The organism is uncultured Propionibacterium sp. (assembly GCF_963539965.1).
GTDB lineage: Bacteria > Actinomycetota > Actinomycetes > Propionibacteriales > Propionibacteriaceae > Propionibacterium.
On the sequence record NZ_CAUTOU010000002.1, the window covers coordinates 145,294 to 160,339 of the forward strand.

Annotated in this window: 13 protein-coding genes and 1 tRNA gene; 6 read left to right on the forward strand and 8 right to left on the reverse strand. The window is 68.8% G+C overall.

The features are described from left to right. Positions 1 to 12: 12 nt before the first annotated feature. From R2N01_RS01560 to R2N01_RS01585, 6 genes are all read right to left on the reverse strand, one after another. Positions 13 to 783, reverse strand: a complete 771-nt coding sequence (locus R2N01_RS01560; protein ID WP_316667755.1) for an IclR family transcriptional regulator — start codon at positions 781 to 783, stop codon at positions 13 to 15. 73 nt (positions 784 to 856) lie between these two features. Then, the gene (locus R2N01_RS01565; protein ID WP_316667757.1) at positions 857 to 1,327 is read right to left on the reverse strand and encodes an S-ribosylhomocysteine lyase; all 471 of its coding nucleotides are present in this window, start codon (positions 1,325 to 1,327) and stop codon (positions 857 to 859) included. Positions 1,328 to 1,436: 109 nt separating this feature from the next. Beyond that, complete coding sequence (locus R2N01_RS01570; protein ID WP_316667759.1) at positions 1,437 to 3,317, reverse strand: alpha-amylase family protein; 1,881 nt, start codon at positions 3,315 to 3,317, stop codon at positions 1,437 to 1,439. A gap of 3 nt (positions 3,318 to 3,320) precedes the next feature. After that, entirely contained in the window at positions 3,321 to 3,842 is a 522-nt protein-coding gene (locus R2N01_RS01575; RefSeq protein ID WP_316667761.1) for a universal stress protein, read from the reverse strand. A 2-nt stretch (positions 3,843 to 3,844) separates the two neighbouring features. After that, positions 3,845 to 5,221, reverse strand: a complete 1,377-nt coding sequence (locus R2N01_RS01580; protein ID WP_316667763.1) for an MFS transporter — start codon at positions 5,219 to 5,221, stop codon at positions 3,845 to 3,847. Next, a complete protein-coding gene (locus R2N01_RS01585) occupies positions 5,218 to 5,691 on the reverse strand; it encodes an SRPBCC domain-containing protein (RefSeq protein ID WP_316667765.1) in 474 nt (157 codons plus the stop codon). Before R2N01_RS01585 ends, R2N01_RS01580 begins: the two co-directional genes overlap by 4 nt. Positions 5,692 to 6,055: 364 nt before the next feature. On the opposite strand from R2N01_RS01585, the gene R2N01_RS01590 reads away from it, so the two are divergent. The 6 genes from R2N01_RS01590 to R2N01_RS01615 all read left to right on the forward strand — a co-directional run bounded on the left by R2N01_RS01590 (position 6,056) and on the right by R2N01_RS01615 (position 13,703). After that, positions 6,056 to 6,129: transfer RNA gene (locus tag R2N01_RS01590), tRNA-Pro, on the forward strand. A gap of 596 nt (positions 6,130 to 6,725) precedes the next feature. Beyond that, positions 6,726 to 7,907, forward strand: coding sequence for an acyl-CoA dehydrogenase family protein (locus R2N01_RS01595; protein ID WP_316667767.1), 1,182 nt, complete (start codon positions 6,726 to 6,728; stop codon positions 7,905 to 7,907). Positions 7,908 to 7,943: 36 nt separating this feature from the next. Next, positions 7,944 to 9,167, forward strand: coding sequence for a CoA transferase (locus tag R2N01_RS01600; RefSeq protein WP_316667769.1), 1,224 nt, complete (start codon positions 7,944 to 7,946; stop codon positions 9,165 to 9,167). A 173-nt stretch (positions 9,168 to 9,340) separates the two neighbouring features. Beyond that, complete coding sequence (locus R2N01_RS01605) at positions 9,341 to 10,753, forward strand: MFS transporter (protein WP_316667771.1); 1,413 nt, start codon at positions 9,341 to 9,343, stop codon at positions 10,751 to 10,753. A gap of 60 nt (positions 10,754 to 10,813) precedes the next feature. Continuing rightward, a complete protein-coding gene (locus R2N01_RS01610) occupies positions 10,814 to 11,965 on the forward strand; it encodes an acyl-CoA dehydrogenase family protein (protein WP_316667773.1) in 1,152 nt (383 codons plus the stop codon). A gap of 52 nt (positions 11,966 to 12,017) precedes the next feature. Beyond that, complete coding sequence (locus tag R2N01_RS01615; RefSeq protein ID WP_316667775.1) at positions 12,018 to 13,703, forward strand: AMP-binding protein; 1,686 nt, start codon at positions 12,018 to 12,020, stop codon at positions 13,701 to 13,703. Positions 13,704 to 13,712: 9 nt separating this feature from the next. Here R2N01_RS01615 and R2N01_RS01620 read toward each other — a convergent pair whose 3' ends face one another. Further along, complete coding sequence (locus tag R2N01_RS01620) at positions 13,713 to 14,396, reverse strand: TetR/AcrR family transcriptional regulator (protein WP_316667777.1); 684 nt, start codon at positions 14,394 to 14,396, stop codon at positions 13,713 to 13,715. Between the two features lie 201 nt (positions 14,397 to 14,597). Further along, positions 14,598 to 15,046 (reverse strand): 4Fe-4S dicluster domain-containing protein (locus tag R2N01_RS01625; RefSeq protein ID WP_316667779.1); only part of this gene is annotated, 449 nt, incomplete at its 5' end.

Here is a 15,046-nt window from a genome sequence, read left to right on the forward strand (position 1 = left end):
AGCGGGACCGGCTCAGCGGCGCAGTTCAGGCAGGTTGATGCCGCTCGGCAGCAACGGCGGGACGACGCTCGAGACGGCCTCGAGCAACTCCGCCCGACGCTCGGCGGTGAAAGAGGAGGCGAAGGTCGTCACGCTCATCGCCCCGACGGGCTGGCCAGCGCGCAGAAGGGCCACACCGAAGCAGGCGATGCCCGGCTCGTACTCCTCCACCTCGAAGGAATAACCGTGCCTGCGGGCGAACCCGATCATCTCCCACAGGTGCTCGGTCCGGGGCGGCCCGTCGGCTGGGGCGTAGGCGCTGAGCTGCTGGCGCCCGACCCCCGTGAAGGCCAGGATCGATCTTCCCAGCGCAGTGTTCGCGGCGGGCACCGCACGACCGATGTCGGACCGCACGCGGATGATGCGCGAAGGCTCGACCTTGTCGAGGTAGATGACTTTGTCGCCCCGCATCACACCGAGATGGACGAGTTCATCGGTCTCGCGCGAGAGGGCGACGATGACCGGGTGCATGCTCCAGACCAGGGCGTCGCCCTCGAAGTACCTGGACGACAGTGTCAAGGCGGCCGGGCCGAGTGAGTAGTTGCCGGTCTCGACGTCCTGCTGGATGTAGCCGCGCCCGCGCATCGTCGTGAGCGCGCGATAGGCGGTCGACTTGTTCATCCCGACGCGTGCGCAGATACCGGCCAGCGAGGATCCGTCCGTCCCCGCTCGCGACAGGTCGTCGAGCAGGGCGAGGGCGCGGTCGATCGCCTCGATGCGCGTAGCTCCGTTGGTCGCGCCCATCGTCGAGCGGCTCCTTTCGTCCCGGGCGCAGCACGCGCACCGGCGGTGCGAATCTGGCTGGATGCGATCGGGTTCAGGCCATGACCTGCTCCCATTCGCCGCGGTGGGAGAGCATCTCGGAGGCCGCGGCCTGGGCCGCCTCCAGGCTGTGGTGGGCGCCCCAACCGCATTGGACCTCATTGGCCGCGGGCACCTCGGTCAGCCCGAGGACGTCGCGCAGGGTCCGCTCGACCAGGTCGCAGGTGGCCGGGACGTCGGGCTCCCCGGCCATGATGAGGTAGAAGCCGGTCTGGCAGCCCATGGGACCGAAGTCGATGACGGCATCGCTGTGGTTGCGCACGCACTCGGCGAAGGAGTGCTCGATGGAGTGCACGGCCACCATCTCGAGGTGCTCCTTGTTGGGCTGGCAGAAGCGCACGTCGTACTTCGTGAGCGCGTCCCCGGCGGGCAGGCGTCTGACGTCGGCCACCCGGATGAACGGCGCGGCCACGGTGCGGTGGTCCAGGTTGAAACTCTCCACGTTCATGTGCTGAGGCACGGTCATCCCCCACTCGAGGTTCGTTGCTGCCGCCCATTCTCGCAGACCCGGGCGCACTGGCGAGCACCCCACCGGGCGGTCGCCGCCAGGCCGGACCGCCCGGTGGGGCCACCACTCAGGTTGCGATGAACCAGGCCGCCTGGTACGGCCAGATGCCGATCGTGGCCGGACGCAGGTCGTAGTCGTAGCCGCCGATGAGCTCGCGGGCGTTGTAGCCCAGGTGCTGGGTGAGCGCGCCGTGGTGCAGGTCGACCATCTGCTCGCTGACGTTGTAGACCTCCACCAGGGGCCCCAGCGGATGCCAGCGCCTGAGGATGAGGATGCGCGGGTCCGGACTGACGGCCACCTCGGTGGCGAACCCGGCGTGCAGCTGGGGCGTCGCGGCGCGCACCTGCAGGACGTGGCGGATCGCGCTGTTGAGGCGGGCCGCGGGCAGTTCCTCGTCCTGGCCCACCCGTTCGGCGAGGGCCCAGTCCATGAAGGGCCGGTGCGCCCAGCGGTTGTCGTCGGCGTGGGCCGGGTCGCGGGCGTAGTCCGTGTCGTTGAGCATGCCGAGCTCGTCGCCCATGTAGATGAGCGGCACTCCCCCGTAACCGCAGACGATCGAGTACACGAGCAGGATGCGGGCGATGGCCATGTCGACGCCGTGCTCATCGCCCTCCTCCAGCGCCTTCTCCAGCCCGGCCAGGCTGGCCGCCGAGCCCGAGATGCGCCTGTCCCCCGTCAGCGGGTTGGCCTGGAACACGAGGCCGCGGGCGAAGGAGGTCTTGTACTCGCCCGAGTAGAAATCGGACAGGAACCGGCGGTGGTCGTACCCGTCGACCCCCACCGCGGCGGCGTCGGCGTCCGAGATGGCCCAGCCGATGTCGTCGTGACAGCGGGCGTAGGTGGCCCAGGTGGCCGAGGGGGGCTTGGCCGGCATGTTCGCCAGGGCCGTCTCGGTCATCCTGACGTCGGCCGTGGCGAGACAGTTCCACAGCTGCACCATCAGCTCGTTGTGGTAGGCCATGTCGGAGACCAGCCCGTAGTGCTCGCCGGTGCCCAGGTAGGCGATGAGATCCTCCGGGGCGACGATCGCCTCGGCCTTGAAGGCCACCGCGGGGGCGGCGATGCGCATGCAGGCGCGCATGATCTGGACGAGATCGTGCACCTCGGGCTGGTTCTGGCAGTTCGTGCCCATGCGCTTCCAGGTGAAGGCGATGGCGTCCAGACGGAATACCTCGACGCCCTTGTTCGCCAGCCAGCACATGAGGTCGACGAACTCGCACAGCACGTCGGGATTGGCCCAGTTGAGGTCCCACTGGTAGTCGTTGAAGGTGGTCCACACCCAGGCCTGTGCGTCGTCGTTCCAGGTGAAATTGCCCGGGGCGAAGTCCGGGAACACCTCGGGCAGCGTCCGCTCGTAGGCGTCGGGGACGGAGCGGTCCGGGTACATGAGGAAGTAGTCGCGGTACTTCTTGTCGCCCTCGCGGGCCTTGCGGGCCCACTCGTGCTCGGCGGCCACGTGGTTGATCACCAGGTCCATCACCAGCGAGATGCGGTGCTCGCGCAGTTCGCCGGTGAGGTCCTCCAGGTCGTCCATGGTGCCCAGGTCGGGGCGGATCGCGCGGTAGTCGGCGACGGCGTAGCCGCCGTCGTTCTCGCCGTCGCGGGGCCTGAGGAAGGGCATGATGTGCAGATAGTGCACTCCCAGCCCGTCCAGGTAGTCCACGTGGGTCTTGACCCCCCGCAGGTCCCCGGCGAAACGATCGGCGTAGCACACGTAGCCGGTCATGTCCGGCTGCTGGAGCCAGTCCGGCCGCAGCAGGCGCGCCTCGTCGAGCCGCTTCAGGTCGTCGGAGCGCTTCGTCAGCGCGCCGGTGATGATCGTCTTGAGCCGCTCGGTGATCTCGGCGGCGCGGTCGGGGTACAGACGGGCCAGGGACACGGCGATCTGGGGGGCGTAGCGGTCCCAGCGCAGTTCCAGGGACTGGGCGGTGGGGGCATCGAGGCTCATGGCTCAGTCCTCCGGGGCCGGGGCGATCTCGACGTCCTCGGCCACGTTCGGCTCCTCCTCGCCCGGCACTGGGCGCACGATGAGCACGTCGCGGTGGGCCCGGCGCACCACGGCGGAGGACACGGTGCCGAGGAGCCGTCCGACGATCGAGGTGTCGCGGATGGCGCCGATGACGATGGCGTCGACCAGCTGGTCGCGTGCGGTCTCGAGGATCGCGGCGGCGGGTTCGGCGTCGACGAGCAGGGCCGCTGTCACGCGGGCGCCCTCGGCGTGCGCCGTCTGCATGGCCTCCTGGAGCGCCAGGGTGGCCGCCTCGGTGCCGGGCACCTGGCCGAGCGTGGCCACGGAGCCCTCGAGATTGGGCTCCTTCGCCGCCTCTCGGGCCGGCATCTTCGTATAGGCGCACACGATGATCAGGTCCGCGTCGTCGGTCACGGCCAGGCGGGCCGCACGGGTGACGGTCGGGCTGGCCAGCGACGAGCCGTCCGTGCCGACGAGGATCTTCTTGTAACGGTCGAGCTGCATGATCACTTCTCCCCCATCTGCACCTGCGCCGGTGCTGTGACGTCATCCATGTCGCGCACGATCGGCGGCTCCTTGATCCACAGCATCGCCAGTGCGGCGCAGCCGAGCAGGATCGCCGCGAAGGTGATGGCGTTGGTCGGGTTGGATCCGAGCAGGTGCTTGTAGATCGCGCCGAAGGTGAGGGTCTCCAGCAGCTGCGGGATGACGATCATCATGTTGATGATGCCCATGTAGACGCCGTAGCGGCTCGACGGCACCATGCGCACGGCCATGATGTAGGGCACGCCCATGATGGAGGCCCAGGCGACGCCCAGACCGATGATCGGCAGGAACAGCAGGAACTTGTTGCCCAGGTGCGGGAAGATCAACAGCCCGATCACCGCGAGCGTGAGGCAGGACGCGTGCACCCACTTGGCGCCGTGCCTCTTGGCGAAGGACACGAGGAAGAAGGCCACGCAGAAGGTGACGACGTTGTAGCCCCCGTTGATCAGGCCGGTCCAGGTGACCGCCGACTCGTAGGCTGACGAGTGGGTGTCGCTGGTGCCGAAGGCGCTCTTGGCGACCGACAACGACACGTACTGCCAGTAGACGTTCATCGCGTACCACTGGAACAGGTAGACCAGGGCGAGCTTGCGCAGCTGGGCGGGCATCTCGACGATGGCCGTCCAGATGCCGGCCAGGGCGTTGCCGCTCTGCTTCGAGCGCAGGCGCGCCAGCTCCTCGGGCGAGGGCGGGATCTCGGGGGTGGTCAGCACCGAGACGAGCACGGTGCCGATCGAGCAGACCGAGCCGAGCATGAAGGAGCCGAACACCCAGTACGGCAGGCCGGCCGCCGTCATGCCCGAGAGGACGTGCTGGAACAGGAAGAGCGAGATGTTGGCCAGCGTGATGCCCAGACCGGTGAAGAAGCTCTGCGCCAGGAATCCCTTGGCCGTCTGGCTCGGGGGCAGCTTGTCGGCGATGAAGGCGCGGTAGGGCTCCATGGCGGTGTTGTTCGAGGCGTCGAGCAGCCACAGCAGCAGGGCCGCCATCCAGATGGCCGAGACGAAGGGGAAGCAGAACAGGCAGACGGCGCAGCCGACGGCGCCGATGAGGAAGAAGGGCTTGCGCCGGCCCCAGCGCTCGCTCCAGGTGCGGTCGGACAGCGAACCGATGAGCGGCTGGATGAACAGGCCGGTGATCGGGCCGGCCATGTTCAGCAGCGGGAGTTCGTCGGCCGAGGCGCCGAGGAAGTTGTAGATCGGGTTGATGGCCGTCTGCTGCATGCCGAAGGAGTACTGGATGCCGAAGAAGCCCAGATTCATCAGGAGGATCTGCTTCATCGACATCATCGGCTTGCGCCTGATGACGGTCGTCGTAGCGGTCGTTGTCTCGCTCATCGTGCGTTGTCCTTGGAGGCGTCGAGATAGTTCTGGAGATGGTCGAGGATGGACTCCCAACCGTCGGAGTAGTCGAGGGCGGCCTCCTCCGTGTAGGGGCCCTGCACGACGCGCAGCAGCGTCTTGCCCTGGCCCAGGCGTGTGAACTCGACGCGCAGCTCGACGGGCTTGGCCGGGTCGATGCCGGGGATGCCGCTGATCCGCTGGCGAGTGACGAGCACGTCCGGGTAGAACACCTCCGTGTAGATGCCGTCGACGACCCAGATCCTCTCGGGATCGTCATCGTGCACCTTGGTGTGACGGATGCGCCCGCCCAGCTGGGGATTGAGCTCCACGGATTCGGGCACGACGTGCCAGCCGGTCGGGGCGAACCACTGACTGAAGGCGGCCGGCTCGGTGAATGCTCTGAACAGCACTTCGCGCGGCTGGGCGAACTCGCGTTCGACCTCCAGGACGGTATCCACTTCCATGTCGATTCCTCCGTCGCAATCGATCGCGGGCGCTAGGGGTGGCCCGGTGCGATCGATTTTTCCACCACCCCTAGGGGCCCAGGGGAGCTGTCCAGATCGCTGTTAGCGAATTAAGTCGATCCCTCGGCTCAGGGGAAAGGCGTTGCCAGACTAGTTCTGGTGACGGTTGTGAGTGCCCTGGCCAGATCCTGTGAGAACGATCCTGCCCGTTCGTGGACGAGGCCGTGGTCGTGTGCCGGCGGCTGCGAGGCGGGTGCGGCCGTGTCGTCTCGGGCCCTCCGGCCGTGGTGATGACCGGCCTCGGCGATTGGAAAACCGGGCTCGACGTGGGCTAGAGTTTCCCGGCGGGCCGGCAGTGGCCCGGCGGGCTGTGGCGCAGCTTGGTAGCGCACTTGACTGGGGGTCAAGGGGTCGCAGGTTCAAATCCTGTCAGCCCGACCGATGGCCGGGTGCCTGGATGGTGCCCGGCCTCTTCGGGTCCGCACCCCGTGGGCGGGGGTGCGTTCGTACTCCCGCCCGCCCAGGAACCGAGCAGGCCCGGCGAGCACTTCATGGCGGATGTGCTGCGGCGCGGGGGTGCGAGGTCCCGGTTGCGGGTGCTCACCGGTTCGAAGGGGCCGGGGCGTCGAGGACGCGTTCGTCGCGGTTTGCGACGGGCTCGACAACGGGGCTGCCGGAGGCGACCGGAGTCCGGCAGGGCCGGCGCTTACCGGAAACCCCGCGTTCTCGGCCGGAGTCAGGCAGGGCCCGCCCGGTGGACGAGTGCCCGGCGCAGGCGCCTTCCAAGGGCTGGTTCGCACCGGCTCATCGGCGGCATCGCGTCGCCGCGGTCGGAGCCCAGCCGTCCTCCCGATCGGGGCATCGGCTCGTTCCATGGCTCCAGATCAGCGGTACGGGTCGGGACCATAGTCCCCTGACAGGGGCGGACGACGTCGCTAAACTTTGTTCTATCCGGGTAGTTCGCAGACTTGCTGGACCATGGACAGGACGTTGACAACGGGTGTCACGCCGATTCGGTCGTCGAAGGAGATGCCATGCTGACCAAGAAACCACAGAACGAGGAAGAGTTCCAGCAGTACCTCATGGAGGTCCGGGAGCTCGCTCAGGGCCCGTTCGACGAGATGCAGCTCGAGATCGAGGTGACCAACAAGTTCCCCGACGAGTTCTACGAGCTCGCCAAGGAGCACAACCTGTACCGCTTCTACCTGCCGGAGGAGTACGGGGGCTGGGGCATGTCCACCCTGCAGATCATGAAGGTGCAGGAGGAGTTCTCGCGCGGGCCCGGCGGCATGCGCATGCACCTGCACCACGCGGCCGGCCTCAACTGGCGCATCATGGACGACTTCGCCCAGCCCGCCCTCAAGGAGTGGGCCATGCCCCGCTTCCAGGACAAGACGCTGTTCGTCAACTTCGCCCTGACCGAGAAGGAGGCGGGCTCCGGCGCCGACATCAAGACCAATGCCCGGCGCGACGGCGACGAGTGGGTCATCAATGGCGAGAAGACCCTGATCAGTCATACCGACTGCTCCGACGGCACCTATCTCATCACCCTCACCAACCCCGAGGCCGACAAGGACAAGAGACTCACGGCCTTCTTCGTGCCCTTCGACACCCCCGGCTACGAGATCGTCGACATGCCCCACATGATGGGCTGCCGCGGCGCCGGCCATGCGGGCCTGCGCTTCACCGACTGCCGCGTGCCCGACGCGTACCGTCTCGGCGAGGTGGGCGAGGGCCTGCACGTGGCCATGTACTCGCTCGGCCTGTCCCGGCTCCACATCGCCGACTCGAACCTGGGCATGGCCCAGCGGATGCTCGAGATCTCGATCGCCCGCGCCAAGGAGCGCGTCACCTTCGGCAAGCCGCTGGTCAAGCGCCAGGCGATCCAGACGATGATCGCCGAGTCGGGCAAGTGGGTCTACATGCTGCGCTCGGCCATCCACGACGCGGCCCGCCGCTACGACGCGGGCGAGGACCCGATGACCCAGGCCTCGCTGTGCAAACTCGCCTCCATCGACGGCGTCAAGGTCGTCTCCGACAACATGCTCGAGATCCTCGGGGGCATCGGCTACTTCGAGGAGTGCGAGTACGGCCCGGTCGAGCGGCTCTACCGCGACTGCCGAGCCATGTGGCTCGAGGAGGGCCCGCCCACCGTGCAGCGCACCACCGCGGCCCGCGGGCTGATCGACACCGGCGGGGATCTGTGGGACTCGTGACCGCGACAACCTCTTCGGGAAGGCAGTGACATGGGCATGAACCCGCTCCGTGGAATCAGGGTCGTCGACATGACGGCCTTCCTGGCGGCCCCCACCGTGGCCCGCGTGCTCGGCGAGTGGGGCGCCGACGTGATCAAGGTCGAGCCGCCCAAGGGCGATCCCGGGCGCACCCAGGGCGCCGTCTTCGGCACCCCGTACACCGACGACGAGAACCTCGGCTTCGACATGTCCAACATGAACAAGCGCTTCATCACGGTGGATCTGCGCAAGGACACGGGCCGGGAGGTGATGGACCGCCTGCTCGCCGGCGCCGACGTGTTCCTCACCTCCACCCGCGTCAGATCGCTGGTCAAGCTCGGCTACGACTTCGACGCCCTGCATGCCAGGTTCCCCCGCCTGGTGATGGCGCAGGTGCTCGGCTTCGGAGCCGAGGGCCCGCTCAAGGACGCGCCCGGCTTCGACATGACCGCGTGCATGTCGCGCGGCGGTGTGCTCGGCACCACGGTGAACCGCGGCAGCCGGCCGATGATCCCGCCCAACGGCTACGGCGACTTCCAGGTCTCCTTCGTGCTGGCGGCCGGGATCCTCGCGGCGCTGCTGGGGCGGGAGCGCAGCGGCCGGGGCGACTACGTGACGACCTCCCTGTTCCACTCGGGCGCGTTCATGCTCAACACCGCGATGATCTCGGCCCAGTACGGCAACGAGTACCCGAAGGACCGACGCGAGGTGATCAATCCCTTCAACAACACCTACGCCGCCGGCGACGGTCTGCTCATGACGCTGTGCGCGCCGGAGTACGACCGCGACTTCGACAAGCTCATGAGGCTCATCGGCCGCGACGACCTGGTGGGCAGCACCCGCTACAACGTCTGCGACGAGCTCAACGCCAAGGGGCTCAACGGCGAGGTGGTCGACATCCTGGACGAGGCCTTCGCCGCGCGGGACCGCGCCTACTGGCTCGAGGTGATGCTGAGCAACGACGTGCCGATCGAGGCCTGCCAGCTGCCCACCGACATCTACGTCGACGAGCAGGCCAAGGCCAACGACGTGCTGCGCACGGTGACCTGCCCGAGCGGGAACGAGCGGATGATCCCGACCAATCCGGTGCGCTTCGCCTCGCAGGGCGATCCCGAGCTCAGACTCACCCGGGCCCAGGGCTCCGACTCCGAGGCGGTGCTCGCCGAGCTCGGCTACGACGAGCAGCGGATCGGCGAGATCCTCGCCTCCGAGGGCGTCCTGGCGGCCACGCGGCCCGCATGAGTCGCGGATGCCGTCCGTCCGCGGGGCGCGCCGGTCGGCACCCGGGCCCGTCGGCGACGGGCGCCCGCAGAAGGACCCCCGCCCACGCCGCTCGACGGCCCGGGCCGGCGAGCGGCGACGGCTCCGGGCCCTGCACCACATCGATTCCGGGGACACAGGGGAGGACGGCACGGATGCCTCATCCATGGACGCCGGGCGCCGTGAAACGCGGCGCCGGCCCGGAGCGGGGCCGGGTCGCGGCCCGGTCGGGGGCCGTCGGCTCGGCCCTGGAGTTCTACGACTTCTTCATCTACACGCAGGCCGCGGCGATCATCTTCCCCGAGCTCTTCTTCCCCTCCGCCGATCCCGCCCAGGCGATCATCGCCTCGCTCGGCACCTTCGGCGTGGGCTATGTGGCGCGTCCCGTCGGCGCCTTCGTGCTGGGCGGGCTCGGCGACCGCGTGGGGCGGCGCTTCACCCTGATCCTCACCATGGCGCTGATGGGCGCCTCCACCTTCGCGGTGGGGCTGCTGCCCGGCTACGGCCGGATCGGCATCGCCGCTCCCCTGCTGCTGGTGCTGTGCAGGCTCGTCCAGGGCTTCGCCGTCGCCGGCGAGATCTCCGGCTCGTCCACGCTGATCATCGAGCAGACCCCGCTCGGCGTGCGCGGCTCGCGCGCCTCCGTGACCCTGCAGGGCGCCCAGATCGGGCAGATCTTCGGCGCCTTGGTGTTCATCCCGCTGTCGGCCCTCCTGCCGGCCGGGGCCTTCCGGGCCTGGGGCTGGCGCCTGCCCTTCCTGCTCAGCGCCCTGCTCATCGTGGTGGGTTTCTCCGTGCGGCTGCGCACGGTGGAGTCCAGGCCCGCCGACGCCCCCGCCGTGCCGCCGATCCGCCGCGTCCTCAGCCAGAACCCGGGAACAGTGCTGCGCGTCTTCGCGATGTCGTTGACCAATATCGTGCCCGTGACGGCGACGGTCTTCGGGGCCTCGCTGGCCACTCAGCGGGCCTACGGAATCGGCTGGCTGGCCTCGGTCTACCTGTGGATCCCGGTGCTCGGCAACTGCGTCGCGGTGCTCGTGATCCCCGTCGCCGCGCGACTGTCCGATCGTCTGGGCCGCCGGCCCCTGGTCATCGGCGGGGCACTCAGCTCGGGGGCCTTCTCCTTCCTCTACCTGTGGGCCATCACCCAGGGCATCCTGTGGCTGACGATCTGCTCGGCGCTGCTCATGTGGGGCACTCTCTACCAGGGCTACAACGCCGTGTTCCCCGCCTTCTTCCCCGAACAGTTCCCGGCGTCCACGCGGGTCACCGGCATGGCGATCGGGCAGAACATCGGTACCGCGGCCTCCTCCCTGATGGCGATGGTCTTCGCAGCGGTCTGCCCGCCCGGCACGCGCACGGTGATGATCGTACTCGTCGTCGGGGCCATGACCCTGGGCATCACGGGGCTCGCCGCACTTGCCGCCGCGCTGTCCCCGGAGACCTCCCGGATCCCCGGCGACCGGCTCGGGAGCAGTGAGGCGGTCCCCCTCGACGAACAGGAGTACGCGAGCCTGCGCGCCGACAATCTCTTCGGCCCCCGTGTCCCGCGGCACGGCACCGACTGACCCCGTCCGCGGACGGGGCCAACACGCAAGAGCACGTTCATACCACCAAGAAAGGGCATCATGAACCAGCCACTCACCGACGAGCAGCAACTGCTGCTCGACTCAGTCCGGGAATTCGTCTGGAGCGAGGTCGCTCCCCGCGTCGCCCAGCGCGATCGCGACTCCCAGTGCGAGCCGGCCGACTTCCGGTCCGCCTTCGAACTGGGCCTGCACATGCTCGAGCTGCCCGAGGAGTACGGCGGATCCGGCATCGACTTCCAGACCGGTGCCATGGTCTTCGAGGAACTCGGCAGGGTCGACGCCGGCTACGCCATCACCCTGGTCTCCACCTTCGTCGCCTTCCGCAATGTCATGCTCGCCGGCACCGAGGAGCAGGCGCGGCTGTTCGCGGACACGATCGCCGACGGCGGCCTGGGCTGCTTCGCGATCAGCGAGCCGGGCGCCGGCTCGGACGCGGCGGCCATCCGGACCAGCGCCGTGCGCGACGGTGACGACTACGTGCTCAACGGCCAGAAGTGCTGGATCACCAATGGCGGCATCGCTGACATCTACCTGATCTCGGCCAAGACCGACCCCGGGGCCGGGCACCGCGGCATCTCCACCTTCCTCGTGGAGGCCGATCGCGAAGGTCTGAGCCACGGCGCGCACGAGGACAAGATGGGTCTGCGCACCTCCAACACGTGCGATCTCATCCTCAACGACGTCCGGGTGCCGGCCGATCACCTGGTGGGCGCCGAGGGCGACGGCTTCAGGATCGCGATGTCGGGCCTGGACGTCTCCCGCCCCTTCATGGCCACCATCGCGGTCGGCATGATGCAGCGGGCGCTCGACGAGGCGGCCGTCTACGCCCTGCAGCGCGAACAGTTCGGCCAGCCGATCTTCGAGTTCCAGATGGTGCAGGACATCCTGGCGCGCATGTCGGCCAAGATCGTGGCCTGCCGGGCCCTGGTGCAGCAGACGATGCGCCGGGTCGACCTCGGCTTGGACGTGCAGAAGGACGGCGCGATCACCAAGCAGTTCGTCACCGATCTTCAGCAGGAGGTCGTCTCGGACGCCGTCCAGGTGATGGGGGGCAACGGCTTCACCAAGGAGTACCCGGTCGAGAAGCTCATGCGCGACGCCAAGGTCTTCCAGATCATGGAGGGCACCAACCAGATCCAGTCCGTGGTGATCGCCCGTCAGCTCAAGAAGGAATACGCCAACAGGCTCTGAGCCGCTCTGCAAGGGGCGCCGCCGACCCCGCGCACGCACAGGAGGGACCACCGTGTCAAGGACGCCGAGACGCCACGAGTCCGGCTTCGCCGCCGTACCGGCGCGGTTGCGGGACGGTTTCCGCGCCCGCGGCTGGTGGGGCGAGCACTGCCTGCTCGACTGGTGGAGGCTCGCGGTGCTCGCCTGCCCCGACGCGACCGCGGTCATCGACCGCGAGGGCACCCGCTTCACCTACGCGCAGGTGGACGAGCTGTCCTCCCGGTTCGCCGGATGGCTCGTGGGGGCGGGCGTGCGCCCCGGCGAGGTGGTCGCCGTCCAGCTGCCCAACTGGGCCGAGTTCCTGCCGGTCTTCATCGGCGTGCTGAAGGCGGGGGCGGTGATCAACCCGCTCTCGGCCAACCTGCGGCTCAGCGAGCTGCGCCACGCGGTGAACGTCTGCGGCACGCGGGTCATGCTCATGCCGGCGGTCTTCCGCTCGATGGACCACCGCGCGCTGGGCGCCGAACTGGTGGAGCAGGTGGGCAGTCTGCAGCAGGTGCTCTTCGTGCACGACGCGTCCGACGGCACGGGCGCTCTCCCGGCCGCGGTGGGGGTCGCCCGGCCGCTACCGGAGGGCGACTGGCGGCCGGTCCACGGCGAGGATCTCGCCGCGGTCCTGTTCACCTCCGGCAGCGAGTCCGAGCCGAAGGGCGTCATGCTGAGCCATAACAATCTGATCGCCTCGGAGATCGGCTTCTCCCACGCCCTGCGCCTGGGGCCCGAGGACCGGATGCTCATGCCCGCGCCCGTGGGCCACGCGACCGGTTTCATGCACGGGGTCGTGATGCCCATGCTCACCCGGGGCACCTCGCTGCTGTGCGACAACACGAAGGGCCCGGAGATGGCGGCGATGGCGAGCCGCTACGGGGCCACCTGCGGCATGTCGGTGCCGGCCGTGATCGACTCCATGCTGTGCACCTGCGAGACCGGCGGCACCGGGCTGGAACGGATGCGCTTCCTGTGCTGCGGCGGCTCGCCGGTGCCGCGGCGGCTGCTGGAGCGCGCCCGCGACCTGGGCATCCGCGTCTACTCGGTCTACGGCGCAACCGAGTCCGCGCCGCACACCATGACCACCTTCCACGACAGCGACGAGCGGGTGCTCAGTACCGATGGCAGGGCCTGCCCGGGAACCGAGATCCGCATCGTCGACCGAGTCACTCGCCGTCCCGTCCCGCCCGGCGTGGAGGGCGAGGAGGCCTCCCGCGGCCCGGCCGTGTTCTGCGGCTATCTGGGCCGGCCCGACCTGACGGCCGCCGCGGTCGACGAGGCCGGCTGGTACTACAGCGGCGATCTGGCGATCATGGACGACGACGGGTACATCCGGGTCACCGGCCGGTGCAAGGACGTCATCAACCGCGGTGGGGAGAACATCAGCGCGGCCGAGGTGGAACGCGCGCTGATGTGTCATCCGGCCGTCCTGTCGGCCGCCGTGGTGGCGATGCCCGACGAGGTCATGGGCCAGCGGGCCTGCGCCTTCCTGGTGCCCCGCGACGGCCAGCCGCGGCTCACCGTGGCCGATCTGCACGACTACTTCGTCTCCTGCGGCATCGCCAAGTTCAAGATCCCCGAGCGGGTCGAGTACCTCGACGAGATCCCCACCACCAGTTCCGGCAAGGTCGCCAAGCGGGTGCTGCGCGAACGCATCGGGACGATGCTCGCGGCGGAGCGCTCCGGGGGGTCGGCGATCCTGGCGGGCTGAGGGCGGTTCTCAGCGCCCGGCGAGATAGCCCTCCGGGTCATCCAGCACCAAGCGCAGCACAGTCTCCTCGACGAGAGCCCGAACACGGGCGTTGTCCCGGCGCCCGAGCATGTCGCGTCCGAAGGCCGTCCGGAAGGTCGCCCGGTGCTCGATGCGGTTCAGGGCCAGGGCCGACAGCACCTGGTGCACGTCCAGAGCGCTGGGCGCGCCCGCACCGGATCGGAACACGCCTGCGGCCCGGCCGCGCTCCAAGAGCTCGGCGATGGTTCCGGGCGCGCTCGCGTTGAGCCTCTGGAAGTCGGGGATCTGAGCCGCGACACGGCCCTGCTTGAGCAGGTTCTCCAGCGCCACGATGCGCGCCAGATTCGGGTTCTCCTCGTAGTGGTCGAGGGTCGCCCTGATCAGCCGTACCAGCCCGTCGACCGGCTCCATCCCGGACAGGCCCAGATCGGCCTCCAGCTTCCGGATCCTCATGTAGTTCTCCAGCAGCACCGCCGCGTACAGCGCCTCCTTGGAGCCGTAATAGTAGTAGATCATCCGCTTGGAGGTGTTCGTGCGCTCCGCGATGTCCTCGGTGCGGGCCCCGTAGGGGCCGTGCAGGGCGAACTCCTCGGTGGCCGCCTCGAGAATCTCCTGCTTGGTCAGATCGGGATCCCGGCGGAGCTTGTGGCCAGTGATTGCGGACGATGACATGGGGATTTTCTTCCTGGTGGCTGATGATCCTTGGCGTGTCGCGGCGGCCCGGGCGCGGCTCGGGCCTCGCGGTGAACTGCGATCACCGCGGCCGGCCGTGCGGGACCGCGCCCCCGGAGTATACTGAGGTTTATTCAAACTGCCCAGTAGTATTGCTTCAACAGGGTATTATGGTTGACGATGAGCTGCTCCCGAATAAGCTCAACGTCTTGGTTGGGCCGTCCGATCGGTTGCTCCTCGACTGCTCCGCGGGCGAATAACCCGCGGCTCGATGTCGATTTCGGGTGAGGGCATTACGAGCGCTCCGGTCGGGCACTCGGCCACGCAGATTTCGCAGCTCTCGCAGTCGTCCGCCACGATCTCGTAGCCCCCCGAATCGAGCAGATCGATGGCGTAGAAGGGGCACGCGTCGTGGCACAGATCGCAGGCCATGCAGCTGCCGCATGACATGCAGCGGCCGGCCTCCGCGGCCACTCCCGTCAGTCCCGACGGCGGATCGTCCGGCCGGTGCCCCGCGGCGCCGCCCGCAGCCCGCCCGCTCGGCAGCACCGGGACGCGCGTCGCGAAATGGCCCGTGTTCATCCGCTGTGCGCCGATCACCGGCTGGGCCCGGGGCGCGGCGCCCCCGGCGCCGCTCAGCTGGGCGTCCA